Origin of the sequence: Pseudomonas sp. CFII64, assembly GCF_000416235.1 — a bacterium.
GTDB lineage: Bacteria > Pseudomonadota > Gammaproteobacteria > Pseudomonadales > Pseudomonadaceae > Aquipseudomonas.
The window spans coordinates 102,098-124,833 of record NZ_ATLO01000017.1; the positions used below are offsets into that span (position 1 = coordinate 102,098).

At 59.1% G+C, this 22,736-nt stretch carries 24 protein-coding genes; 14 read left to right on the forward strand and 10 right to left on the reverse strand.

The window, feature by feature from the left end; translation table 11 throughout:
* Positions 1-6 precede the first annotated feature (6 nt).
* Positions 7-2,361, forward strand: coding sequence for a response regulator (locus tag CFII64_RS09725; RefSeq protein ID WP_020290611.1), 2,355 nt, complete (start codon positions 7-9; stop codon positions 2,359-2,361).
* A 1-nt stretch (position 2,362) separates the two neighbouring features.
* Here the strand turns inward: CFII64_RS09725 and CFII64_RS09730 are convergent, their stop codons facing one another.
* The gene (locus CFII64_RS09730) at positions 2,363-2,848 is read right to left on the reverse strand and encodes a glutathione peroxidase (protein ID WP_020290612.1); all 486 of its coding nucleotides are present in this window, start codon (positions 2,846-2,848) and stop codon (positions 2,363-2,365) included.
* 109 nt (positions 2,849-2,957) lie between these two features.
* Positions 2,958-3,353, reverse strand: coding sequence for a peptide-methionine (R)-S-oxide reductase MsrB (msrB, locus tag CFII64_RS09735; RefSeq protein ID WP_020290613.1), 396 nt, complete (start codon positions 3,351-3,353; stop codon positions 2,958-2,960).
* 194 nt (positions 3,354-3,547) lie between these two features.
* On the opposite strand from msrB, the gene CFII64_RS09740 reads away from it, so the two are divergent.
* On the forward strand, positions 3,548-4,759 hold the full coding sequence (locus CFII64_RS09740; RefSeq protein ID WP_020290614.1) for a pyridoxal phosphate-dependent aminotransferase: 1,212 nt from the start codon (positions 3,548-3,550) through the stop codon (positions 4,757-4,759).
* A 273-nt stretch (positions 4,760-5,032) separates the two neighbouring features.
* Entirely contained in the window at positions 5,033-5,920 is an 888-nt protein-coding gene (gene htpX, locus CFII64_RS09745; RefSeq protein WP_020290615.1) for a protease HtpX, read from the forward strand.
* A gap of 66 nt (positions 5,921-5,986) precedes the next feature.
* Here htpX and CFII64_RS09750 read toward each other — a convergent pair whose 3' ends face one another.
* Positions 5,987-6,643 carry a thiopurine S-methyltransferase gene (locus CFII64_RS09750; RefSeq protein ID WP_020290616.1) on the reverse strand — a complete coding sequence of 219 codons (657 nt, stop codon included), beginning with the start codon at positions 6,641-6,643 and terminating at the stop codon, positions 5,987-5,989.
* Between the two features lie 101 nt (positions 6,644-6,744).
* Here CFII64_RS09750 and CFII64_RS09755 point away from each other — a divergent pair, with 101 nt between their 5' ends.
* On the forward strand, positions 6,745-7,512 hold the full coding sequence (locus CFII64_RS09755; protein ID WP_020290617.1) for a class III extradiol ring-cleavage dioxygenase: 768 nt from the start codon (positions 6,745-6,747) through the stop codon (positions 7,510-7,512).
* A gap of 479 nt (positions 7,513-7,991) precedes the next feature.
* Here the strand turns inward: CFII64_RS09755 and CFII64_RS09760 are convergent, their stop codons facing one another.
* Together CFII64_RS09760 and CFII64_RS09765 are read right to left on the reverse strand one after the other, a co-directional pair.
* Positions 7,992-9,704 carry a DEAD/DEAH box helicase gene (locus tag CFII64_RS09760; protein ID WP_177325407.1) on the reverse strand — a complete coding sequence of 571 codons (1,713 nt, stop codon included), beginning with the start codon at positions 9,702-9,704 and terminating at the stop codon, positions 7,992-7,994.
* Positions 9,705-10,131: 427 nt separating this feature from the next.
* Positions 10,132-10,887, reverse strand: a complete 756-nt coding sequence (locus tag CFII64_RS09765) for a spermidine synthase (protein ID WP_020290619.1) — start codon at positions 10,885-10,887, stop codon at positions 10,132-10,134.
* A gap of 242 nt (positions 10,888-11,129) precedes the next feature.
* On the opposite strand from CFII64_RS09765, the gene CFII64_RS09770 reads away from it, so the two are divergent.
* A complete protein-coding gene (locus CFII64_RS09770; RefSeq protein WP_020290620.1) occupies positions 11,130-12,476 on the forward strand; it encodes a class II 3-deoxy-7-phosphoheptulonate synthase in 1,347 nt (448 codons plus the stop codon).
* Between the two features lie 54 nt (positions 12,477-12,530).
* Here CFII64_RS09770 and CFII64_RS09775 read toward each other — a convergent pair whose 3' ends face one another.
* On the reverse strand, positions 12,531-13,739 hold the full coding sequence (locus CFII64_RS09775; RefSeq protein ID WP_020290621.1) for a winged helix-turn-helix domain-containing protein: 1,209 nt from the start codon (positions 13,737-13,739) through the stop codon (positions 12,531-12,533).
* A gap of 48 nt (positions 13,740-13,787) precedes the next feature.
* Entirely contained in the window at positions 13,788-14,024 is a 237-nt protein-coding gene (locus tag CFII64_RS09780) for a DUF1127 domain-containing protein (RefSeq protein WP_044901270.1), read from the reverse strand.
* A 67-nt stretch (positions 14,025-14,091) separates the two neighbouring features.
* On the opposite strand from CFII64_RS09780, the gene CFII64_RS09785 reads away from it, so the two are divergent.
* Positions 14,092-14,973: a LysR substrate-binding domain-containing protein gene (locus tag CFII64_RS09785; protein ID WP_044901271.1), complete on the forward strand. Its 882-nt coding sequence runs from the start codon at positions 14,092-14,094 to the stop codon at positions 14,971-14,973.
* Here CFII64_RS09785 and CFII64_RS09790 read toward each other — a convergent pair.
* Positions 14,963-15,709 (reverse strand): sulfite exporter TauE/SafE family protein, encoded by a 747-nt coding sequence (locus CFII64_RS09790; protein WP_020290624.1) that lies wholly within the window; start codon positions 15,707-15,709, stop codon positions 14,963-14,965. The two genes, CFII64_RS09785 and CFII64_RS09790, sit on opposite strands and share 11 nt — an antisense overlap.
* Positions 15,710-15,860: 151 nt before the next feature.
* On the opposite strand from CFII64_RS09790, the gene CFII64_RS09795 reads away from it, so the two are divergent.
* Entirely contained in the window at positions 15,861-16,334 is a 474-nt protein-coding gene (locus CFII64_RS09795) for a MarR family winged helix-turn-helix transcriptional regulator (protein WP_020290625.1), read from the forward strand.
* A 358-nt stretch (positions 16,335-16,692) separates the two neighbouring features.
* Complete coding sequence (locus CFII64_RS09800) at positions 16,693-17,112, forward strand: organic hydroperoxide resistance protein (protein WP_020290626.1); 420 nt, start codon at positions 16,693-16,695, stop codon at positions 17,110-17,112.
* A gap of 63 nt (positions 17,113-17,175) precedes the next feature.
* Here CFII64_RS09800 and CFII64_RS09805 read toward each other — a convergent pair whose 3' ends face one another.
* Together CFII64_RS09805 and earP are read right to left on the reverse strand one after the other, a co-directional pair.
* Positions 17,176-17,745, reverse strand: a complete 570-nt coding sequence (locus CFII64_RS09805) for an elongation factor P (RefSeq protein ID WP_020290627.1) — start codon at positions 17,743-17,745, stop codon at positions 17,176-17,178.
* Positions 17,746-17,841: 96 nt separating this feature from the next.
* Positions 17,842-18,987: an elongation factor P maturation arginine rhamnosyltransferase EarP gene (earP, locus tag CFII64_RS09810; RefSeq protein WP_020290628.1), complete on the reverse strand. Its 1,146-nt coding sequence runs from the start codon at positions 18,985-18,987 to the stop codon at positions 17,842-17,844.
* Between the two features lie 120 nt (positions 18,988-19,107).
* Here earP and CFII64_RS09815 point away from each other — a divergent pair, with 120 nt between their 5' ends.
* The 6 genes from CFII64_RS09815 (at position 19,108) to dkgB (ending at position 22,717) form a co-directional block, all read left to right on the forward strand.
* Positions 19,108-19,500, forward strand: a complete 393-nt coding sequence (locus CFII64_RS09815; protein WP_020290629.1) for a hypothetical protein — start codon at positions 19,108-19,110, stop codon at positions 19,498-19,500.
* Between the two features lie 3 nt (positions 19,501-19,503).
* On the forward strand, positions 19,504-19,986 hold the full coding sequence (locus tag CFII64_RS09820) for a GreA/GreB family elongation factor (protein ID WP_020290630.1): 483 nt from the start codon (positions 19,504-19,506) through the stop codon (positions 19,984-19,986).
* A gap of 124 nt (positions 19,987-20,110) precedes the next feature.
* Positions 20,111-20,317 carry a hypothetical protein gene (locus tag CFII64_RS09825; protein ID WP_020290631.1) on the forward strand — a complete coding sequence of 69 codons (207 nt, stop codon included), beginning with the start codon at positions 20,111-20,113 and terminating at the stop codon, positions 20,315-20,317.
* A gap of 230 nt (positions 20,318-20,547) precedes the next feature.
* On the forward strand, positions 20,548-21,096 hold the full coding sequence (locus CFII64_RS09830; protein WP_020290632.1) for a DUF1003 domain-containing protein: 549 nt from the start codon (positions 20,548-20,550) through the stop codon (positions 21,094-21,096).
* 108 nt (positions 21,097-21,204) lie between these two features.
* Positions 21,205-21,744 carry a PaaI family thioesterase gene (locus tag CFII64_RS09835; protein WP_020290633.1) on the forward strand — a complete coding sequence of 180 codons (540 nt, stop codon included), beginning with the start codon at positions 21,205-21,207 and terminating at the stop codon, positions 21,742-21,744.
* A 169-nt stretch (positions 21,745-21,913) separates the two neighbouring features.
* Entirely contained in the window at positions 21,914-22,717 is an 804-nt protein-coding gene (gene dkgB / locus CFII64_RS09840; protein ID WP_020290634.1) for a 2,5-didehydrogluconate reductase DkgB, read from the forward strand.
* Positions 22,718-22,736: the final 19 nt, after the last annotated feature.

The following is a 22,736-nucleotide window of genomic DNA, read 5'->3' on the forward strand; positions in this document are numbered from 1 at the left end:
CCCCCTATGGATATAGCGTTTACTAACCGGCTCTCGTACAAGCAGGCCCGACTCACCGTCCTGGTCGGCTTCATTCTGGGAACGCTGCTGAGCCTGTTACAAATTACCCTCGATTATGCCAGCGAAGATGCGTCCATCGATCGTGAAATTCGCTCCCTGCTGGAAATCAGCCACAACCCCGCCTCGCGCATTGCCTACAACATCGACGCCGAACTGGCTCAGGAGCTGACCCTGGGTCTGCTGCGATCCCCGGCAGTGGTCAGCGCCAGGTTGACCGACAACAACAATATGGTGCTGTCCAGCGTCGAGCGGCCTTTTGCCCAGAGTCCCTATCGCGTGGTCAGCGACTTTCTGTTTGGGGAAAGCCGCCAGTTCGAAGATGCCTTGAATCTTGCGCATTTACCAAACGAATCCATCGGTACCCTGCGCCTGAATGTCGACACCTTCGCGTTTGGCAGCCACTTCCTCCAGCGCGCCGAAATCACCCTGATTACCGGGTTCGTCCGCAGCCTCGCCCTGGCCGGCATCATGATGCTGCTGTTCTACATGACCCTGACCAAACCGCTGATACGGGTGATTGGCTCGCTGACCAATCGCGAGCCCAACAGCCCGACACCGAACAAAGTGCTCTGCCCGCCCAAACATGAAAATGACGAGATCGGCGTGCTGGTCCGGGCCGCCAACCGGCAATTTGAAAACGTCGCCAACGAATTCGCCCGCCGCCGCGACGCCGAAGACCGGCTCACCGCGCACCTGAATGAGCTGGAAGACATCGTGTCGGCGCGCACCATCGAGCTCAAGGCCAGCAATGCGCGGCTGAGCCAGTCCAACGAAGAATTGCAGATCGCCCGCAGTACCGCCCTGGACATGGCCCATGCGCGCTCGGCGTTCCTGGCCAACATGAGCCACGAAATCCGCACCCCGCTCAATGGCCTGCTGGGCATGCTCGCCCTGTCACTGGACAGCCCGCTGAATGCCGAACAGCGCCAACAGCTGTCCATCGCCCATGACTCGGGCAAAGTGCTGGTGGAGTTGCTCAACGATATCCTCGACATGTCCAAATTCAATGCCGGGCATCTGGAGATGGAACGCATCCCGTTCGATCTGGGCGTGCTGGTCGAGGATACCGCCAACCTGCTGTCGCAAAACGCCGCGCCCAGTGTTGAACTGACGTGCCTGATCGATCCGGATTTTCCGGCCATGGTCATGGGCGATCCGACCCGGGTTCGGCAGATCGTCAGCAATTTGCTCTCCAACGCCCTGAAATTCACCCGCTTCGGCCGGGTGGACGTGCGTCTGAGCACTTACCAAGATACCGACACCCGTGAAAACCGGGTGCGCATCGAAGTCTGCGACACCGGAATCGGCATTGCCCAAGAGGCCCAGGCGAGAATATTCCAGCCCTTCACCCAGGCCGAAGCCGCCATCACCCGACAGTTCGGCGGCACCGGCCTGGGCCTGGCGTTGACGCACAATCTCTGCGAAGCCATGTCCGGTCATTTGAGTATTCATTCCCAATCAGGCCTGGGCAGCCAATTCTGTGCCGATCTGCCGCTGCCCATTCACCTGCCAGCCATCGCCCCGCCCGCGCTGCGTGGCCGAGTCGTGGTGATCAGTGCTGCGGGAAGCGGACTGGTGGAATTGCTGGGCAACCTGCTCCCGGCCTGGCGCATCGAATACCAGCGCTGGGGGATTGACGACAAGATTGTCTGCACGGGCCTGGATGCCGAACCTGCGCTGCTGATCACTGATTGCCCTGAATGCCTGTTCGGCCTGCGACCGGCAACGCACATCCCGATCCTGCTGGTCACCGCCTACGGCAACTTCATGCCCAGCGAACAGGTCAGCGCCCTGGCACCTTTGCAGCAACAGGCCCGCCCACTGGCCCGCAACGCGCTGTATCAGACGCTGCGTCGGGTCATGCAACACGGCGAAACAGTGACTGACGAGCTACTGCAAGCAGTCGAGTTGAGCGGCAGCCACTCGGCGAGAATCCTGTTGGTGGAGGACAACCCGGTCAACCAACTGGTGGCCAAGGGCATGTTGAGCAAGTTGGGTTGCGAGGTCATCGTCAGCAGCCACGGCGCGCAAGCGCTGCAACAACTGGAATTGCACACGTTCGATCTGGTGTTGATGGACTGCAACATGCCAGTCATGGACGGCTACGAAGCGAGCCGCCAGATCCGCCGCAGCGGTCGCTGGCCGCAACTGCCGATCATTGCCCTCACGGCCAACGCCATGCCCGAGGAGCGGGAGCGCTGCCGGGCTGCGGGCATGAGCGATTACCTGGCCAAGCCGTTCCGCCGCGCTGAATTGATCAGCCTGCTGGACCAGTGGATACCGGCCAATAAAACCGGATGAATTACTTGAGCAGCGCTTCGATTTCGCCCGTCAGGTCTTCCGGTTTGGTCAGCGGGGCAAAGCGTTTCACCAGCTTGCCGTCCTTGCCAATCAGGAATTTGGTGAAATTCCATTTTATACGCTCGGAACCCAGCAATCCTGGCGCCTGCTTCTTAAGCTGGACGAACAAGGGATGCGCGTCGCTGCCGTTGACGTCGATTTTCTTGAACAGCGGGAAGGTCACGCCGAAATTCAGCTCGCAGAACTCGCTGATTGCTGACTCGTTACCCGGCTCCTGCTTGCCAAACTGATTACACGGAAAGCCCAGCACCACCAGGCCCTGGTCCTTGTAGTCCTGCCATATTTTTTCCAGCCCTTTGTACTGCGGAGTAAAGCCGCATTTACTGGCCGTATTGACCACCAGCACCGCCTTGCCGGCGAAATCGGCAAGGGTTTTCTGCTCGCCCTTGATCGTCGTGCAGGGAATGCTCAGCAGGTTTTCGCTCATGACGGTGGCTCCGGAATAGAAACAGGGATTGAAGTTAGCGCGCAACTGATTGGCGCGCACTTCAATTCTCGGTCGTGATGAGCGCCTATAAGGCAGTGCAGCCAGGCAATCAGTCGCGCGGGACCAGATCCAGGCAAACCGAGTTGATGCAGTAACGCAGCCCGGTTGGCGGCGGGCCGTCCGGAAACACATGCCCCAGGTGCGCATCGCATTTGGAGCAGACCACTTCGGTGCGAATCATGCCGTGGCTGACATCCCGCACTTCAACCACCGCACTGCCTTCAAGTGGCGCGTAGAAGCTCGGCCAGCCGCAACCGGAATCGAACTTGGTTGTGGAATCGAACAGCGGCTCGTTACAGCACACACAATGGTAGACGCCATCGGTTTTGGTGCTGTTGTACTTGCCGGAAAACGGCCGTTCGGTACCTTTGAGACGACAAACGTTGTATTGCTCGGGGTCAAGCATCGCTCGCCACTCTTCGAGGGTTTTGTCCAACTTTTCCACGGGTACACCTCCGCAACTGAAAAAGCCCGATCTGTATCTTCTCCACAGATCGGGTGGCACGTATGATTGCGCCTTCGTTAGACGCCAGTCTGTCACCCGCGTTTCAAGCATACAAACCCATTTTTCACGGCGTCACACCCGGCGAACCACGTGATCAGTCAATCGCGGCTCGTCCATTTTCGGGAACAATCACCATGCAGGTCAGCAAATCGAACAAGCTCGCCAACGTCTGTTATGACATTCGCGGGCCAGTGCTCAAGCACGCCAAACGCCTGGAAGAGGAAGGCCATCGCATCCTCAAGCTGAACATCGGCAACCCTGCGCCATTTGGTTTCGAAGCGCCGGAGGAAATCCTGCAGGACGTGATCCGCAACCTGCCGACCGCGCAAGGCTACAGCGATTCCAAAGGCCTGTTCAGCGCCCGCAAGGCGGTGATGCAGTATTACCAGCAGAAGCAGGTCGAAGGCGTTGGCATCGAGGACATTTACCTCGGCAACGGCGTGTCCGAGCTGATCGTGATGTCGATGCAGGCCTTGCTCAACAACGGCGATGAAGTGCTGATCCCGGCACCGGATTATCCGTTGTGGACCGCAGCTGTCAGCCTGGCCGGCGGCAACCCGGTACATTACCTGTGCGACGAGCAGGCCAACTGGTGGCCGGATCTGGCGGACATCAAGGCCAAGATCACGCCGAACACCAAGGCCATGGTGATCATCAACCCGAACAACCCGACCGGCGCGGTGTATTCCAAGGAAGTCCTGCTGGGCATGCTGGAACTGGCGCGCCAGCACAAACTGGTGGTGTTCTCGGACGAGATCTACGACAAGATCCTCTACGACGACGCCGTGCATATCTGCACCGCATCCCTGGCACCGGACCTGCTGTGCCTGACGTTCAACGGCCTGTCCAAATCCTATCGCGTGGCCGGCTTCCGCTCCGGCTGGGTCGCCATTTCCGGTCCCAAGCACAACGCGCAGAGCTACATCGAAGGCATCGACATCCTGGCCAACATGCGCCTGTGTGCCAACGTGCCGAGCCAGCACGCCATTCAAACGGCCCTTGGCGGCTACCAGAGCATCAATGACCTGATACTTCCGCCCGGTCGCCTGCTGGAACAGCGCAATCGCACCTGGGAACTGCTCAACGACATTCCCGGCGTCAGTTGCGTCAAGCCGATGGGCGCGTTGTATGCGTTCCCGCGCATCGACCCGAAAATCTGCCCGATCCACAACGACGAGAAGTTCGTCCTTGACCTCCTGCTGTCGGAAAAGCTGCTGGTCGTTCAGGGCACTGCGTTCAACTGGCCGTGGCCGGACCACTTCCGCGTGGTCACCCTGCCCCGCGTCGACGAGCTGGACATGGCTATCGGTCGTATCGGCAATTTCCTCAAGACCTATCGCCAGTAACAGCGCTTCCCGCCCCCATTATTGCGCGCCCGAGCGGCCGCAATACGGCGGGCGGGCAACCTGTCAGCAGCGACCATGAAATTAAATCCCCGTTCGCCGATGAGCTTGCCGTGCCCGCCGCTCTGGGTCGGGAGCCTTGCGATTTGACGCAATTGCGACGCAACCCGACAAAACGACACAGTTTGAAATAGTCGCCGGGTTGAATAGCCGCAAGCATCCCCTTATATACCCCGCAACGTGTTACATATTCTTCACGAGGAGAACTTCCAAACCATGATGCGCATTTTGCTGTTTTTGGCCACTAACCTGGCGGTCGTGCTGATAGCCAGCATCACCCTGAGCCTGTTCGGCTTCAACGGGTTCATGGCGGCCAATGGGGTTGATCTGAACCTCAATCAGCTGCTGGTTTTCTGCGCGGTATTCGGTTTCGCCGGCTCGCTGTTCTCGCTGTTCATCTCCAAGTGGATGGCGAAGATGAGCACTGGCACCCAGATCATCACCCAGCCGCGCACCCGGCATGAGCAATGGCTGGTGCAGACCGTCGAACAACTGTCCCGCGACGCTGGCATCAAAATGCCGGAAGTCGGGATTTTCCCAGCCTACGAAGCCAATGCTTTCGCCACCGGCTGGAACAAGAACGATGCACTGGTTGCAGTCAGCCAGGGCTTGCTGGAACGCTTTTCGCCTGATGAAGTGAAAGCCGTGCTGGCCCACGAGATTGGTCACGTTGCCAACGGCGACATGGTTACCCTGGCGCTGGTGCAGGGCGTGGTGAACACCTTCGTGATGTTCTTCGCCCGTATCATCGGCAACTTCGTCGACAAGGTGATTTTCAAGACCGAGAACGGTCAGGGCATCGCGTACTACGTGACCACGATCTTTGCCGAGATCGTCCTGGGTTTTCTGGCCAGCGCCATCGTCATGTGGTTCTCGCGTAAACGCGAATACCGCGCTGACGAAGCCGGTGCACGTCTGGCGGGCACTGCGGCCATGATCGGCGCCCTGCAGCGTCTGCGTTCCGAACAGGGCGTGCCGGTGCAAATGCCGGACAGCCTGACGGCTTTCGGTATCAATGGCGGCCTCAAACACGGCCTGGCTGGTTTGTTCATGAGCCACCCGCCGCTGGAAGAACGTATCGAGGCGCTGCGCCGTCGCGGTTGATAGCACCTGTTACAGCTTTGAATGAAGGGCGACGCGAGTCGCCCTTTTTTGTGGGCTGTCGCAAGGTCAGCGTCGCGCCAGTTGATATACCCGCTCGTCAAGCCGGCTACCGCCGCGCTGAACGAACTTCCAGCTTTCCCCCAGCACATCGCAGGTCTGCAGGGTTTCCAGCTGCCAGCCCGATGCAAACAGGCGCTGCACCTCTTCGTCAGGCACCGAGAACGGCGGGCCTTCGACTTCCGACTGTTCATAATCCAGGGTAATCAGCAGGCCCTTGCAGTTCGCGGACAATATCTCGCCGAGATGCTGGACGTATTGCTGGCGCATGGCGGGCGGCAACGCGATCAAGGCCGCGCGATCGTAAAGCGCCTGACAATCCGCCACATCGGCCGCCGTCAGCGCGAAAAAATCGCCGCACCACAATTCCACCGGTCCAGCGCTGTAAACCTTGAACGCGCCTTGCTGACGAATCGCGGGCTGTAACTGATGTTCACTGAAAAAATCCACAATGGCCTTTTCCGACAACTCGACGCCTTTGACGCTGTAGCCTTGCTTCGCCAGCCAGCCAACGTCCAGGCTTTTACCGCAGAGTGGCACCAGGACACCGGCGCCCTGCTCCACCGCCAATGGCGGCCAGAAGCGCTCAAGGTATGGATTGGTTTGTTGCTGGTGAAAGCCGATCTGATCACTGGCCCAACGTTGATGCCAAAAGTCAGCCTGCATGAAACCTCCCGAAAATTCGATTAAAGCGCGCTAAAACTTATATTAGATTTAGATCAATGTCTGTCTGATGATGAGTGATCTCATCGCTCAGGACTCTCGACATGTTCCCCAGCTTATTTATCTCCCACGGCTCGCCCATGCTTGCGCTGGAACCCGGCGACAGCGGCCCGGCCCTTGTCCGGCTGGCCGCCGGGATGCCAAAGCCGCGGGCCATCGTGATTGTCTCGGCGCACTGGGAAAGCCAGGATCTGCGGGTCAATGGCAACCCACAACCGGAAACCTGGCATGACTTCGGCGGCTTCCCGCCTGCGTTGTTTGCCGTGCAGTACCCCGCGCCGGGCCTTCCCGAGCTTAGCCTGCAAGTTGCCGCCTTGCTCGACGCCGCCGGCTTGCCTGCGCGCATCGACAGCAAACGCCCGTTCGACCATGGTGTCTGGGTGCCGCTGTCCCTGATGTATCCGCAGGCAGACATTCCGGTGGTACAGGTTTCCCTGCCCAGCCGCCAAGGCCCGGCGCTGCAGACCCAGGTCGGCCAAGCGTTGGCCAGCCTGCGTGCCGAAGGTGTGTTGGTCATAGGCTCCGGCAGCATCACCCACAACCTGGGCGAACTGGACTGGCATGCAGGACCGGAAAGCGTTGAACCCTGGGCGAAGGAGTTTCGTGACTGGATGATCGACAAGCTGGCCAGCAATGACGAAGCGGCGCTGCACGACTACCGCAAGCTGGCGCCGCATGCTGTACGCAGTCATCCAAGCGACGAGCACTTATTGCCGCTGTACTTCGCGCGAGGCGCGGGCGGTGAATTCAGCGTGGCGCATCAGGGTTTTACGATGGGGGCGTTGGGGATGGATATTTACAGGTTTGGATAGTAGCGACCACGCGCAGCGTCGCGCTTCGAATCGAGTCGCACCAACATATTAGCGGTGCGGCTTAGTACCGTTTCGCCCTGACGGTCGACCCCTTTGTTTCGGCAAAGGGGAAACCATTCTGCGCTGACGTCCGGCCCGACTTCGTCGGGTTCCCTCGCTCCGGTGCCGTGGTGTAGGTACGCGCCGACGCGCCATCCCTGGCGCAACGGCGCTCGACCGGCATCCATGCCGGTCGCCCCACACCACGACACCTGCGCTCAGCCTCCCGACGCGCGTTTGGCGGTGTCTACCAAATCGCAGCATGGAAAAGAAAAATCAAAAGCCGAGGCGACTTCCCAGATTAGCCTGGAACCCGTTGGAGCGAGGCTTGCCCGCGAACGGATATGTACACAGAATCCGCTCTGATGAAAACGACAAGCAAAAAAAATCCCCGAACCAGTCGGGGATTTTTTTGTTCAGACGATCAGCTCAAGAGCGGATCAATCTTCGCGATAGCGACGCAGCTTCAACTGCTTGCCTGCAACGCGGGTGTCCTTGAGTTTGGTCAACAGACGCTCAAGGCCATCTTCCGGCAGCTCAACCAGGCTGAAGCTGTCACGCACCTGGATGCGACCGATAGCTTCGCGGGCCAGGCCGCCTTCGTTGAGGATTGCACCCAACAGGTTTTTCGCAGCGATACCATCACGCGCACCCAGCGCGGTACGGCAACGAGCACGGCCTTCAGCCAATGGAACCGGAGCGCGACGCTCACGATCACCGCTGCGCTCAGGACGATCACCCGAAGTCGAACGATCGCTGCGCTCACGCGGTGCGCTGTTCGGCACCAGTGGACGGTCGCGTTCGATGGCGGCCAGGGTCAATGCCTGACCGTTGGTAGCCTTGCGCAACAGGGCAGCGGCCAGAGCACGCGGGCTGCAACCGATATCGGCGATCAGGCGATCCAGCAGATCGCCATGGGTCGATTCAGCGTCAGCAACCAGCGGAGTCAGGCTGTTGGTCAATTTCTTGATGCGGGCATCGAGAACGGCCTGGGCATCCGGAAGGCGGACTTCGGCAACTTTCTGACCGGTTACACGCTCGATCACTTGCAGCATGCGGCGCTCACGTGGAGTCACCAGCAACAATGCACGACCTTCGCGACCGGCACGGCCAGTACGGCCGATACGGTGAACGTAGGACTCTGGATCGTAAGGCATGTCCACGTTGAATACGTGGGTGATACGCGGAACGTCGAGGCCACGGGCAGCAACGTCGGTCGCTACAACGATGTCCAGACGGCCATCCTTGAGGGATTCGATCACGCGCTCACGTTGGTTCTGGGCGATGTCGCCGTTCAGCGCAGCAGCCTTGTAGCCTTTGGCTTCAAGGGCGCTTGCCAGGTCCAGGGTCGCTTGCTTGGTGCGCACGAACATGATCAGGGCATCGAAGTCTTCGACTTCCAGCAGGCTCAATACAGCCGAGGTCTTCTGGTCAGCGTGAACCAACAGGTGAGCCTGTTCGATTGCGGTAACGGTCTGGGTCTTGGTCTGGATCTTCACGTGCTTCGGATCGCGCAGATGGCGCTCGGCGATGGCACGGATCGACTGCGGCAAGGTGGCCGAGAACAAAACGGTCTGACGGGTTGCAGGCATGGCCTTGAAGATGACTTCCAGGTCGTCCATGAAGCCCAGCTTGAGCATTTCGTCCGCTTCGTCGAGAACCAGGTGGTTCACGGTTGCCAGGACTTTTTCGTCACGGCGCAGGTGATCACACAAGCGACCCGGGGTAGCGACGACGATTTGGGCGCCGTTACGGATTGCTTTAAGTTGTGGACCCATCGGCGCGCCGCCGTAGACAGCAACAACCGTTACGCCGGGCATTTGCTTGGCGTAGGTTTCAAAAGCTGTGGCTACTTGCAGGGCCAGCTCGCGTGTCGGAGCCAGGATCAGCGCTTGCGGTTCACGCTTGGCTGGATCGATGCAGTGCAGGATAGGCAGTGCGAACGCGGCAGTTTTACCTGTACCGGTTTGCGCCTGACCGATCATGTCGTGACCGGCCATGATGATAGGGATAGATTGTTGCTGAATAGCCGAAGGCTCTTCGTAGCCAGTCGCGATGACGGCTGCAAGAATATTTGGATGAAGTTCAAAAGCGGCGAAGCCGCCGATTTCCTGGGTCATGGGTCTGCCTCTAGTGCATCCGCAAAGACCCATGCTCCAAAGCTGCGCGTGCCGTGTACGACCCTAAAGTCACCCTGGCTGCTTTGTCGGCGGGGATTTGCGAAAACGTTTGATGAATGGATCGCCAAGGATAGTCCGCTGAGCGAACAAGCAGCCGAAGCTGGCTTCGGGGAATTGCAATACCTGGACGAGGGCCCCGTTAAAGGCCGGCGCGCACTATACCGGAATTGCGCGAAAAAGTGAGGATTTTTTTCGAGGCAAAACGGTGGAATGTCCAAGTGTCACAGGCTTTGCGCAAATCCGCGCGAAGGTCTGATTCGCATAAAGCCCGGGATTGCTGGGGGTGATGCTTAAACGGTTCACCTTTCAGTCGAGCAGTTCGGATTCGATCCTACTCGAAGCGCTGGAACATCCTACACAACTTCTTCAATCAAGAACCGCCTCAGTCGTGAATCGATCATCAGGTCGCCGGGCGAATGTTCTTGATCAGTTGCAGCAACGAGTAGCCCAGGCGCGGCGCGAGCGTTTCGGCGCGCTCGATCAACGGTTCGATATCAAGCGTCTGCTCCAGATCGGCTGGCACGAAGAGAATGACGTTGCCTTCCTTGACTGGCAGTTCCCAATAATGCCGGTGATAAAGGCCACGCAACAACGCCGCGCCCAAGGGTTTGCCATCATCCGCCGCCCATTGATTGATGATCAGCCAGCCGCCCGGACTCAGGCGCCGCTGACAGTTCTCCAGAAACTTCCAGGCCAGATGCCCGACGCCCGGACCGACGTCGGTGTACAGGTCGACAAAGATCAGGTCCGCCGACTCGGCCGTTTCCAGCAGTTCCAGAGCATCACCGATACGGATGAACAGCCGCGGATCATCGTCCAGGCCCATGAATTCAATCGCCAGCCGCGGCACCTCGGGACGCAACTCGATGGCTTCGACGTCTTCCAGCGGCAGGAACTTGAGGCACGCCTGAGTCAGGGTTCCAGCCCCCAACCCCAGAAACAGCGCGCTTTCCGGCGCTTCATGGCACAGCGCGCCGATCAGCATGGCGCGGGTGTAGTCGTACTCCAGCCAGCTGGGATCAGCAGTGAAGGTACAGCTTTGCTCGATGGCATCGCCGAATTCCAGGAAGCGGTAATCATCCACTTCAAGCACGCGGATCATGCCGAAGTCATCGTGTACTTCGGCCAGAATCCGCTCTACCCGCTCCTCAGTCATTGCTTCTCCTAACGGCGAGCTCAAGTCCAGCCTTGGCGATCGCACTCATTCGATACAGTCGCTCGAGCCTGAGCGGGAAAGCGCGGATTGTCGGCCAAGCGAGGGCGCGCGGTCACGCTCTTTATGGCCCCGGGCCAATATCCCGTTGAGCCGGACTCTTTCTGCGTTCATCCTGCCTGCGCTGGCAGCCCGGCACCGAACTGCTAACATGCTCGTCCGATTGCCCTGACTTAGAGTCCACGATGAGCCAACCCTGGAGTCCCGACAGCTGGCGGGCATTGCCCATTCAGCAGCAACCTCAATACCCCGATGCCGCGCATTTGCTGCACGTCGAGCAGACGCTCGCCAGCTATCCGCCATTGGTATTTGCCGGGGAAGCCCGCGAGTTGCGTCGCCAGTTCTCGGAAGTCACTCAAGGCCGTGCATTCCTGCTGCAAGGCGGCGACTGCGCGGAAAGCTTTGTCGAATTCTCGGCAGCGAAGATTCGCGACACCTTCAAGGTGCTGCTGCAAATGGCCATCGTCATGACCTTCGCGGCGGGCTGCCCGGTGGTCAAGGTCGGGCGGATGGCTGGCCAGTTCGCCAAGCCGCGCTCGGCCAACGACGAAACCATCGAGGGTGTGACCTTCCCGGCCTATCGCGGCGATATTGTCAACGGCATTGGCTTTGATGAGAAAAGCCGCGTGCCGGACCCGGATCGCCTGTTGCAGGCTTATCACCAGTCCACGGCGACCCTCAATCTGCTGCGCGCATTCGCCCAGGGCGGCTTTGCCGATCTGCATCAGGTGCATAAATGGAACCTGGATTTCATTGCCAACTCGGCGCTGGCGGAAAAATACAGCCAACTGGCCGACCGCATCGACGAAACCCTGGCGTTCATGCGCGCCTGCGGCATGGACACCTCGCCGCAACTGCGCGAAACCAGCTTCTTCACGGCCCACGAAGCTCTGCTGCTCAACTATGAAGAAGCCTTCGTCCGTCGCGACAGCCTGACCAATGACTTCTACGATTGTTCGGCGCACATGCTGTGGATCGGCGACCGCACCCGGCAACTGGACGGCGCGCATGTGGAGTTTCTGCGTGGGGTGAACAATCCCATCGGGGTCAAGGTCGGCCCCAGCATGAACACCGACGACCTGATCCGCCTGATCGACATCCTCAATCCGGACAACGATCCCGGCCGCCTGAACCTGATTGCGCGCATGGGCGCCAACAAGGTCGGCGATCACTTGCCGCAACTGATTCGCGCCGTGGAACGTGAAGGCAAGAAGGTGCTGTGGAGTTCCGATCCGATGCACGGCAACACCATCAAGGCCAGCAGCGGCTACAAGACCCGCGACTTCGCGCAGATTCTTGGGGAAGTGAAACAGTTCTTCCAGGTCCATCAGGCCGAAGGCACTTACGCGGGCGGCATCCACATCGAGATGACCGGCCAGAACGTCACTGAATGCATTGGCGGCGCGCGCCCCATCACCGAAGACGGCCTTTCGGATCGTTATCACACCCACTGTGATCCACGAATGAATGCCGATCAGTCACTGGAACTGGCGTTCCTGATTGCCGAGACGTTGAAGCAGGTCAAGCGCTAATCAGCTGCAAGCTGCAAGAAGCTCAGGCTTTTCTTGCTGCTTGCAGCTTGTAGCTTAAATCTGCTGGCTTGCCAGCCTTAGCCCACTCCCCCGCTGGCAATTGATCTGCACCTGGGGCAACCCCAGCCAATCGGCCAGTTGCCGCAGATTACTCGCCAGCGCGCGCATGCCCTCCTCGTCCAGCCCGGTTTCTTCCTCGTGCACCGCATGCACCGCCAGGCGCCCGTTGGCGCGTTCGGCGCGCAGGTCGACGCGGGCGGCGATGCGTTCGTGGTGCAGGAACGGCAGCACGTAGTAGCCATAAACCCGCTTGGCCTGAGGCGTGTAAATCTCCAGCCGATAGCGGAAGTCGAACAGCCGCTCGGTGCGCGCCCGCTCCCAGATCAGTGAGTCGAATGGCGAGAGCAAGGCGCTGGCCGCCACCTTGCGCGGGATCTTGCTGTCCGGCAGACAGAATCCCGGCTGACGCCAGCCCTGGACCTGAACGACTTGCAATGCGCCCGCTTCCACCAGTTCGGCCAGCGCCACCCGGCTTGGCAAGGGGTCCTGGCGGAAATAATCACGCAGGTCTTTTTCGGTACCGACACCCAGCGCCGCAGCCGCGTGCAGCAGCAAGCCCTGTTGAGCTTCGTTTTCGCCGACTTCGGGGTGATCCAGAATCGCTGCCGGCAGCACGCGTTCGGGCAAATCGTAGAGCCGCTCGAACCCCCGCCGTCCTGCCACTGTCACTTCGCCTGCGGCAAACAGCCATTCCAGCGCCATTTTCTCCGCGCTCCAGTCCCACCAAGGCCCGGCGCTTTCCTGGCGGGTACTCAAACTGCCCGCACCCAACGCGCCCCGCTCACGAACGGCTTGCAACACGCGGGCGATGGTCGACTGCTGTTCGCGACCGAATGTCGCCAACTGTTGATAAATGCCGTCGCCCTGAGCAGCACGCTGCATGCGCCAGCGCATCAGCGGATACAGTTCGATAGGCAGCAGCGAGGCTTCATGGCCCCAGTATTCAAAGAGTTTGCGATGGCGGCCCTGACTCCAGGCAGCCTGATCGAGAAGGGTCTGGGAATAGTTACCCAGGCGGGAAAACAGCGGCAGGTAATGGGAGCGAACCAGGGCGTTGACGGAATCGATCTGCAATACGCCCAGACGCTGGATCAGTTGCGTGACATGGCTGGCCTTGACGGTCGCCGGCGGCTGCCGCCCATTGAAACCCTGGGCGGCCAGCGCCATGCGACGTGCTTGTTTGAGCGACAGTTCTAACGGCATGCGAGGCTCCCTGTGAACCCCAACGCTACCTGATAGCACAGGCGCTTGTCAGCGCTTCATCGGATCGACCCAGAAATGCCGCTCGGTTTCCTGATAAACATCCGCGCGACTCAGACCGAGATCTTTCAACGCCTCATCGCTCAACTCGGCCAGTTGCCGACGCTGCTGATGCAGCTCGTACCAACGCGACACATGGCCTTTCATCGACTTGAGCAACCGCTCGATCCACGAATCATGGGACAGGGTTTTAAGCACCAGCACATAACCTTTTTGACCTTTCATCATCTTGCCCTCCAAGTGGGATGACTAAAGTCTCGCGCCGGAGCTAAGATCAATCCAACGAATGTTTCTTATGCACCCCATCTGGGAGATTGATGTATTGGCCAGCTTCCCGAGTATCGACACAGAACTGCTGCGCACCTTTGTCGCCATCGCCGACGAGGGCGGATTTACCCGGGCCGGGGAAGCGGTCAACCGTACGCAGTCGGCGGTCAGCATGCAGATGAAGCGGCTGGAGGAAGACCTGATTCAGCGCCCGCTGTTTCAGAAGCAGGGCCGCAACGTCAGCCTGACGATGGAAGGCCAGGTGCTGCTCGGCTATGCGCGCAAAATTCTCAAGCTGCATGGCGAAGTGTTCAACACCCTGCGCGAGCCGCACATGGTGGGCATGGTCAAAATCGGTACGCCCGATGATTACGCCATGCGCTTTCTGCCCGGCATCCTGTCGCGCTTCGCTCAGGCCTATCCGCTGGTGCAGATTGAAGTGCACTGCGAGCCGTCGAAACAGCTGTTGCAGCGTCAGGACCTGGATTTGAGTATCGTCACCCGCGAGCCAGGGACCGAGATCGGCCAGATTCTGCGTCAGGAACGTTTTGTCTGGATGGAAGCGCAAGGCTTTTCGCCCCATGAGCACACGCCGTTGCCGCTGGCGATGTTCAATACCGACTGTTTCTGCCGGACCTGGGCCTGCAATGCGCTGGATACCCTGCAACGCGATTACCGGATCGCCTATACCAGCGCCAGCCTCGCGGCAATCAGCGCTGTAGTGACTGCGGGGCTGGCGATTACCGCGCAACTGGAAAGCTTGCTCACGCCGGACCTGCGCATCATCGGCGAAGCTCAGGGCTTGCCGCAGTTGCCGCTGGCCAGCATCGTCCTGCTGCGCAACCCGCACAGCGTTTCACCCATCACCGAATGCCTGGCCGAACACATCGCCGAAGGCTTCAAACTTTAAGGGCAAGCACTACCGCGCAGATCACCAGAAAGCCACAGAACAGCGTACGCAGCAGGCGCTCGGGCAGCGAGTGAGCCAGTTTCACCCCCCAACTGATACTCGCCAGCCCGCCGATTGCCAAAGGAATGCCCATGGACCAGTTGACGTGATCGTGCAGCGCATAGGTAAACAGCGTGATCGCGGTACTTGGGGTCGCCAACGCCAGCGCCAGGCCCTGGGCAACCACCTGGGTCGCACCGAAGAATCCGGTCAGAATTGGCGTGGCAATCACCCCGCCGCCCACCCCGAACAAACCGCCAGTGATGCCGGAACCGACACCCAGCAACCACAAGCGATGGGTGTGCCGCAGCTCGGTGCTGACATCGCCTTTGCGCCAGTACATCTGCAGCAGATTGAACACCGTCAGGATGATGAGAAAAACCACGAAACTGATACGCATGGTTTGCGGATCCAGCCGCACCGCCCACAACGATGTCAGCCAGGCGAAGCCGAAACTGGGAATGATCAGCATCATGGCGTTGCGCAGCAAGATACGATTGCGCTGGTTATAACGCCACAACGCCAGTAACACGTTGGGCAACACCATCAACAGCGCGGTGCCCTGCGCCAGTTGCTGATCCAGCCCAAACAGCACCCCCAGCGCCGGAATGGCAACCAGGCCGCCACCAATTCCGAACAACCCACCCAAGGTGCCCATGGCGGCGCCCAACAACACAAACATCACAACGTCGATCACACCGCGTCCCCCGAATTAATGGCAAGCATGCTACGCATTCCTGCGGGAGTGGCAAATGAATAGCTCCGCCCGAAACCAGAATTTATCTGGCGCATTAAAGATCAGGGCACTAAATTGTTTGGCAATGACACATTCGTATAAAGGACTGCCCATGAACGCAGACGATATCTCTACTGCCGACGTCGCTGAACCATGCGAAGCCTTGCTGCTCGACAATCAGCTGTGTTTCGCCCTCTACTCGACCTCGTTGCTGATGACCAAGGTCTACAAACCGCTGCTCCAGGCATTGGGCCTTACTTATCCGCAATACCTGGCGATGATGGTGCTCTGGGAGCAGGACGGCTTGACCGTTGGCGACGTCAGCACGCGTCTGTTGACCGATCCCGGCTCCTTGACGCCGCTGCTCAAACGCCTGGAAGGCGAAGGCTTCATCACCCGCACGCGCAGCAAGGAAGACGAACGCGTGGTCCTGCTGCGTCTGACCGAGCAAGGTCGCGCCTTGCAGCAGCGAGCCAGGCAAGTGCCCGGCTGCATCCTCTCCGCCAGCGGTCTGGATCTGGAGAAATTACAGAAAATACAAAGCGACCTGCTCCAGCTGCGCGGGAATTTGCGTGAACATGTTTGATTAACCCCCTCGGGCGGCGCTCCGACTTCCCCACGAATCGGCCGCAGGAGCGACTGTCGGTGCGACCGTAGGAGCGACTGTCGGTGCGACTGTCGGTGCGACCGTAGGAGCGACCGTAGGAGCGACCGTAGGAGCGACTTCAGTCGCGAGCCACTCATCAATTGCCCTCCCGGCTAAAGCCGGTCCTACAGCCTTGCGCATCCCAAATTCAGAGATTTGAAATATTAACTTGCGCGCAAACTATTCGTGCGCTACATTTCATTCGTACTCAGTTAGCGCACAAGCTTTTAGCGCAAACGGACAAAGTTTTTTCAAACCTCATCCCAACTATCATTTTCTATTTTCGCGAGGCAACGCCATGGACACTCTCTACACAGCAATCGCAACTGCAACCGGCGGCCGTGACGGTCGTGCTGTTTCCAGCGACAACATCCTCGACGTCAAACTCGCCACGCCCAAAGAACTCGGTGGCGCAGGCGGTGCGGCGACCAACCCTGAGCAATTGTTCGCAGCCGGCTACTCGGCCTGCTTCATCGGCGCACTGAAATTCGTCGCCGGTCAAAGCAAACGCAGCATTCCGGCAGACGCCTCGATCACTGCCCACGTCGGCATCGGCCAGATCCCAGGTGGTTTCGGTCTGGACATCGACCTGAACATCAACCTGCCGGGCCTGGAACAAGCCGACGCCGAACAACTGGTCGAAGCGGCTCACCAGGTGTGCCCGTACTCCAACGCCACTCGCGGCAACGTCGATGTGCGCCTGCACGTAACGGTGTAAATGCCGCCCACAAAAAAACCCGCATCGCTGCGGGTTTTTTTGTCGTTCCAGTAAAAGCTGTGCTTATTTAGCACGGCCTTTGTAGGAACCGCCGTCACGGGTGTCGATTTCGATGCGGTCACCGATTTCGATGAAGTCAGCAACTTGCAGCTCGGTACCGTTGCTCAGCTTCGCAGGCTTCATCACCTTGCCGGAAGTGTCGCCACGCGCCGAACCTTCGGTGTAGTCAACTACACGTACGATGGTGGTCGGCAGCTCTACGGAAACCAGACGCTCTTCGAAGAAGATCGCTTCGCAAACGTCAGTCATGCCTTCTTCAACGAATGGCAGAACGGCTTCGATGTCTTCAGCGTTCAGCTCGTACATGGTGTAGTCAGTGGTGTCCATGAACGTGTAGGTGTCGCCGCTAATGAAGGACAGGGTCGCTTCTTTGCGATCCAGGATCACGTCATCGAGCTTGTCGTCGGCGCTGTAAACGATCTCGGTCTTGTAACCGGTCAGCAGGTTTTTCAGCTTGGTCTTCATGATCGCGCTGTTACGACCGGACTTGGTGAATTCAGCTTTCTGAACCAGCCAAGGATCGTTTTCGAGACGAATCACGGTACCGGGTTTGAGTTCTTTACCAGTTTTCATTGCGTATATCCGAATTTGGATGGAAGTTGCCGAGGCTCTGTACGAGAAACCGCTTTCCCGTGTGGCGGAAAGGTCTTTTTCGTACAGAGCCTAATCTCAAGGCCGCGTATCATACGAAACTCCACAAAACAGTACCAGCGCCGCAGCAAGATCAGCGTGCGAGGCCTGTTCCAGACACCAGCGCCCGGCGTGGTTTTCAATTTCCGGCCAGTGTTCCATCAGCGCCAGCCAGCTTGCACTGCCATCGTGCCCGGCATTCCAGGCCCGCCAGAAATCGGTCAAAGCCTGTGCCGCGGGCTGCGAGAGCCCCGCAAGGTATAGCTCAAGAAAGGCATCGAGCTTGGCCCAATGCGCATCGTCGTCCTGTTCATAGATGTGCCAAAGCAGCGGCCGGCCCGCCCATTGCGCACGCACGAAAGAGTCTTCGCCGCGCACCACATTGAAATCGCAGCACCATAACAGCCGGTCGTAATCTTCCTGCCTGACGAACGGCAACACCTGCACGGTCAACGCGCCACGTTTTTCCAGCGCCCCTGCCTGCAAACCTTCGACGCCCAGCCAGCGTTGCAGATCGCCGAGGATTCGGCCTTCCGGAACCAGCAGATGAGTGGAGCGGTTGTCCGCCGACAACGCCTCCAGCCAGCCGCCCAGGCCTGGATTTTCGTAAGCAAACAGCGAAATCAGGCGGGCATCCGCTTCAGGCTTCACGCCTAAGGCCTGTAGGAAACTTCCCTGCGCCGCCCTGTCTTGCTGAAACGCCTGACGCGCCTCGATCAAGCCGCTTTCCCGCAACAGCCCGCCAGTCGTCGGACGAAATCCCGGAAAGAAGAAGAATTTGCGCAAGCCATTGGACTGCACAGACGGTAAACCATGGCAACCGGTGACCCACTCCTCGGCGCTGAGGTATTCCAGATTCACCCACACCGGCCTCGGCGAACGTTGCAGGATGGCTTCGGTGTACGCAGGCGGCAATCGGCAGGCAAATGCCTCGATGATCACGTCAGCGACTTCCACGGGCTGCCATTCCTTTGGCCAGTGGTGAACGCTGACGCCGTCCTGCCATTGTTGCGCCGCCTGCGCATCCGCCGTTGGACACATACGCGTGAAAGCCTGCAAATCATCGACCCACAAACGCACCGTCACGTCGTACTCGGCCACCAGTTGTCGGGCCAGGCGCCAGGTCACGCCGATGTCGCCATAGTTATCGACGACGCTGCAAAAAATGTCCCAAGAGGCTTTCATTTGCGGCTCCCTGCGGCCCGAGAATCAAAAACGCTGATTGTCCGTCAGAACAACCCGCATCCACCAGCCTTAGGTCATGGCACAATCGCCATCACCTGCCGTCAACGCCGAGAACACGTCATGCCCCTTTCAAGTCGTCGCGAGCTGAACGTCTCTGTTCACCCGTTGAAGCTGATCGCCTGTATCGCCCTGGGCATCTGGCTCGGCATCGCTGCCGTGGTGGTGACCGGCGTGCTGGTTTTCCAGGCGTTGCCCCAGGCGCAGACTCAGGCGGTGAGCAATGCGGTCACCCGCTTGAGCACGCCGCCGCCGGCCCCCGTCGAGTCGGAAACGACCATGTTCGAGAAGTACGAACAGAATCTGCGCGAGAGCGAAGCGCGGCAGGCCATGGAACAAACCCGGGAACAGCAACAAAAAAGCTTCAGTGCGCCGAAATGTAATTTCTGGCTGCAACAAGACCGAACGGCGCCGAGCGACAAGAGCCGCGCCAATGTGATCCAGTTCTGCGGATAGACCATGAACAAGCAAACCGTGCTGCAAGCGATCATCGACACACTCAAGGTCGATCTGGGCGTTGCCCAGCGGGCCGCGCAGACCGCCTACGAAACCGCGACCCATGAAGAGAACATCGCCGAGAACAAGTACGACACGCTGGGCCTCGAAGCTTCGTATCTGGCGGCGGGTCAGGCGCGCCGCGTCGAAGAGATTCGCCAGTCGCTGCTGCTTTATCAGAAATTGAGCCTGACGCCCTTCGATGCGCAACGGGGTATCCAGACCGGCGATCTGGTCACGCTGCAAACCGAGACCGGTGCAGAGCAGCATCTTTTCCTGGGTCCGGATGCCGCCGGTCTGAAGATTCGTCTCGAAAACGCCATCGTCACGGTCATCACGGCCCGAGCGCCTTTGGGCCAAAGCCTGCAAGGCAAGTTCGAAGGAGATGAGCTGGAAATCACCGTCAATGGCAGCAAGCAATCCTTCGAAGTCACGCAGATAGTGTGATCAGCTATTCATTTACAGGGTTGATCGCTCCCGCTTTTTCTGGGTATGGTGGGCCGTCGCCATAAAAACCCGTGACCGGGACGCAATAGCCGGAAGCAAGGACTTAGTAAGTAGGAGATATTTCATGACAAACGTCATTACTTTCCCTGACGCCCATGAACGTGATCACCTCAAGTCAAGTGACCATCCTGGGCTCAGATACCTGAACAAGAAAGAGCGACTGCTGATCGACCAACTGCGTCAGACCAGCCATGCAGGACGCCAGTACGTCTACGACTACGCGAGCATCATGCACCTGTCCAAACCGCTGCATCCTGAACCGACGGATTAAACGCGCTGGTGCGATTTTGTTGGCAGTCCGCTGGAGCGTGGCTTGCCCGCGAACGGGAATTCCAGTCGACACATTTATCGATTGATCCAACGCTTTCGCGGGCCAGCCACGCTCTAACAGATTGCAATCCAGTATCCGCAAAACGTTCAGCACTCATTCAGCCCTCCTGAAGCACTAGCCCTGCACAAACGCCTATAGTGGCCGCCTGTATTGGTTATCAGGAATCCGCCATGAATACCGCTGCGCCTGGGCCCGCTTCAACCGAGCCCGCTGTAAAAACCGTCGACCATCTGCGCTTTCATAAACGTCACGCGCACTTGACCAGCACCTTTGGCAACGACTCGTTTGCCCTCAAGGCAGAAGCGTTCGCCCGGTTTTTCGGTACGCCGACGTTTCTCGGTGCGCAAACCCTCATCGTCGTGCTCTGGGTTGCCTGCAATGCCACCGGTCTGACCCATTTCGACATTTACCCGTTCATCCTGCTCAACCTGGCGTTCAGCCTGCAATCGGCCTATGCCGCGCCGCTGATCTTGCTGGCCCAGACCCGTCAGGCCGCACGGGATAAAGCCAATGCCGACGCCGATGCCCGGCATCGCGAAGATCTGGCCATCGCCAACGAGCAGCGTCTGGCGATGGCCGCGCAAAACGCTGAGCAGATGCTGACGCTGCTGGAGCAGAACACTCGTTTGACCGAGCTGACCAAGTCCCTGACTGAACGCATCGAAGCCCTGACGCTGGACATGCACAAGCATTTCGTAAAGCGCGACAGCATCGGCTGAACCCTTTCCCCATCGCCGGAGATTTTTGAGATTGCAACCGTAATTAAATCGCAGGATTATGGTCGTAATCTTTCATGATTCTTGAGTGCCCAACACGGAGTCAATGCCATGCAAAACTTCTCCCGCGAAGAAAAAACCGCCCTTTGGCTGGAAGAGGAACACGCCATCCGCGCCAGCCTCGGCCCGGCCGGCACCACGAGTCTGGCGGAAGTGGCCCTCATGGAGCCGACAGACTTTCTCGAGCGCATCAAACGCGGCGAACTGCCCTGCCCGCCCATCGGGGAATTGATGGATTTCATTCCGCTGCGCTGGTCGCCGGGAGAATTTATCTTTCAGGGCACGCCCGATGCCCGGCATTACAACCCGCTGGGCAGCGTGCATGGCGGTTATGCCGCGACGCTGCTGGATTCATGCATGGGTTGCGCGATTCATACCCGACTCAAGAAAGGCCAGGGCTACACCACCCTGGACCTGCGCATCAGCTACGTCCGCGCCCTGAGTCATGGCACCGGCCCGGTTCGCGCTGAAGGCAAAGTGCTGCATATCGGCCGCTCCACCGCCCTGGCCGAAGGGCGTTTGTACGACGTCGATGACCGGCTCTACGCCATCGGCAGCACCACTTGCATGATTCTGGACATGAACAGGTAAGGCCTGTCCCGATGACGGCAGGAACGATCTCGACTCGCCACTGACCAAACAGACAGGCTCATTCGTGATTGCCAGGCAATTATCCCTTTCCCGTTCCACTGTTTTTCCCCAAGGACTCAGTCGGGATACTGGCCTCACGTCTTATCTTTCATTTTCACGGAGTACCGCAATGACAGTCCCAGCATTTGGCCTTGGCACCTTCCGTCTCAAGGATCAGGTCGTCATCGACTCGGTCACCAATGGTCTTGAAGTCGGCTACCGCGTCATCGATACCGCACAAATCTACGGCAACGAAGCTGAAGTCGGTCAGGCCATCACCGCCAGCAGCGTGCCACGCGATGAGCTGTTCATCACCACCAAGATCTGGACCGATAATTTCGCCGCCGACAAGCTGATTCCAAGCCTGAAGGAAAGCCTGGCCAAACTGCAAACCAATCATGTCGACCTGACGCTGATCCACTGGCCATCGCCGCAGGGCAAAGTCTCGGTGGGCGAATTCATGACTGCGCTGCTGGAAGCCAGGCAGCAGGGTTTGACCAGGCAGATCGGTATTTCCAACTTCACCGTGGCCCTGATGCAGGAAGCCATCGACGCCGTCGGCGCGCAAAACATTGCCACCAACCAGATCGAGCTGCACCCGTACCTGCAAAACCGCAAGGTGGCTCAATTCGCCAAAGAGCATGGCATTCAGATCACCTCGTACATGACCCTGGCCTATGGCGAAGTGCTCAAAGACCCAGTGATCGAGCAGATCGCCAAGCGTCATGCCGCGACCCCGGCTCAGGTGACGCTGGCCTGGGCCATGCAACTGGGTTATGCGGTGATTCCGTCGTCCACCCAACGCGCCAATCTTGAAAGCAACCTGAAAGCCTGCGACCTGACATTGAGCGACGAAGACATGGCGCAAATCGCCGCCCTGGACCGTGGCCAGCGCCTGACCAGCCCGGCCAGCCTTGCGCCGCAGTGGGATTGATCTGACAGGGTCGAGCGAT

Excerpts from the sequence above, each read along its gene's own strand:
- CFII64_RS09725 (WP_020290611.1), top strand. The coding sequence starts at position 7 with ATGGATATAGCGTTTACTAACCGGCTCTCGTACAAGCAGGCCCGACTC.
- CFII64_RS09730 (WP_020290612.1), bottom strand. The coding sequence starts at position 2,848 with ATGAGCGAAAACCTGCTGAGCATTCCCTGCACGACGATCAAGGGCGAG.
- CFII64_RS09740 (WP_020290614.1), top strand. The coding sequence starts at position 3,548 with ATGCAGGTCAGCAAATCGAACAAGCTCGCCAACGTCTGTTATGACATT.
- htpX (WP_020290615.1), top strand. The coding sequence starts at position 5,033 with ATGATGCGCATTTTGCTGTTTTTGGCCACTAACCTGGCGGTCGTGCTG.
- CFII64_RS09750 (WP_020290616.1), bottom strand. The coding sequence starts at position 6,643 with ATGCAGGCTGACTTTTGGCATCAACGTTGGGCCAGTGATCAGATCGGC.
- CFII64_RS09755 (WP_020290617.1), top strand. The coding sequence starts at position 6,745 with ATGTTCCCCAGCTTATTTATCTCCCACGGCTCGCCCATGCTTGCGCTG.
- CFII64_RS09760 (WP_177325407.1), bottom strand. The coding sequence starts at position 9,704 with ATGGGTCTTTGCGGATGCACTAGAGGCAGACCCATGACCCAGGAAATC.
- CFII64_RS09765 (WP_020290619.1), bottom strand. The coding sequence starts at position 10,887 with ATGACTGAGGAGCGGGTAGAGCGGATTCTGGCCGAAGTACACGATGAC.
- CFII64_RS09770 (WP_020290620.1), top strand. The coding sequence starts at position 11,130 with ATGAGCCAACCCTGGAGTCCCGACAGCTGGCGGGCATTGCCCATTCAG.
- CFII64_RS09775 (WP_020290621.1), bottom strand. The coding sequence starts at position 13,739 with ATGCCGTTAGAACTGTCGCTCAAACAAGCACGTCGCATGGCGCTGGCC.
- CFII64_RS09780 (WP_044901270.1), bottom strand. The coding sequence starts at position 14,024 with ATGATGAAAGGTCAAAAAGGTTATGTGCTGGTGCTTAAAACCCTGTCC.
- CFII64_RS09785 (WP_044901271.1), top strand. The coding sequence starts at position 14,092 with ATGCACCCCATCTGGGAGATTGATGTATTGGCCAGCTTCCCGAGTATC.
- CFII64_RS09795 (WP_020290625.1), top strand. The coding sequence starts at position 15,861 with ATGAACGCAGACGATATCTCTACTGCCGACGTCGCTGAACCATGCGAA.
- CFII64_RS09800 (WP_020290626.1), top strand. The coding sequence starts at position 16,693 with ATGGACACTCTCTACACAGCAATCGCAACTGCAACCGGCGGCCGTGAC.
- CFII64_RS09805 (WP_020290627.1), bottom strand. The coding sequence starts at position 17,745 with ATGAAAACTGGTAAAGAACTCAAACCCGGTACCGTGATTCGTCTCGAA.
- earP (WP_020290628.1), bottom strand. The coding sequence starts at position 18,987 with ATGAAAGCCTCTTGGGACATTTTTTGCAGCGTCGTCGATAACTATGGC.
- CFII64_RS09815 (WP_020290629.1), top strand. The coding sequence starts at position 19,108 with ATGCCCCTTTCAAGTCGTCGCGAGCTGAACGTCTCTGTTCACCCGTTG.
- CFII64_RS09820 (WP_020290630.1), top strand. The coding sequence starts at position 19,504 with ATGAACAAGCAAACCGTGCTGCAAGCGATCATCGACACACTCAAGGTC.
- CFII64_RS09825 (WP_020290631.1), top strand. The coding sequence starts at position 20,111 with ATGACAAACGTCATTACTTTCCCTGACGCCCATGAACGTGATCACCTC.
- CFII64_RS09830 (WP_020290632.1), top strand. The coding sequence starts at position 20,548 with ATGAATACCGCTGCGCCTGGGCCCGCTTCAACCGAGCCCGCTGTAAAA.
- CFII64_RS09835 (WP_020290633.1), top strand. The coding sequence starts at position 21,205 with ATGCAAAACTTCTCCCGCGAAGAAAAAACCGCCCTTTGGCTGGAAGAG.
- dkgB (WP_020290634.1), top strand. The coding sequence starts at position 21,914 with ATGACAGTCCCAGCATTTGGCCTTGGCACCTTCCGTCTCAAGGATCAG.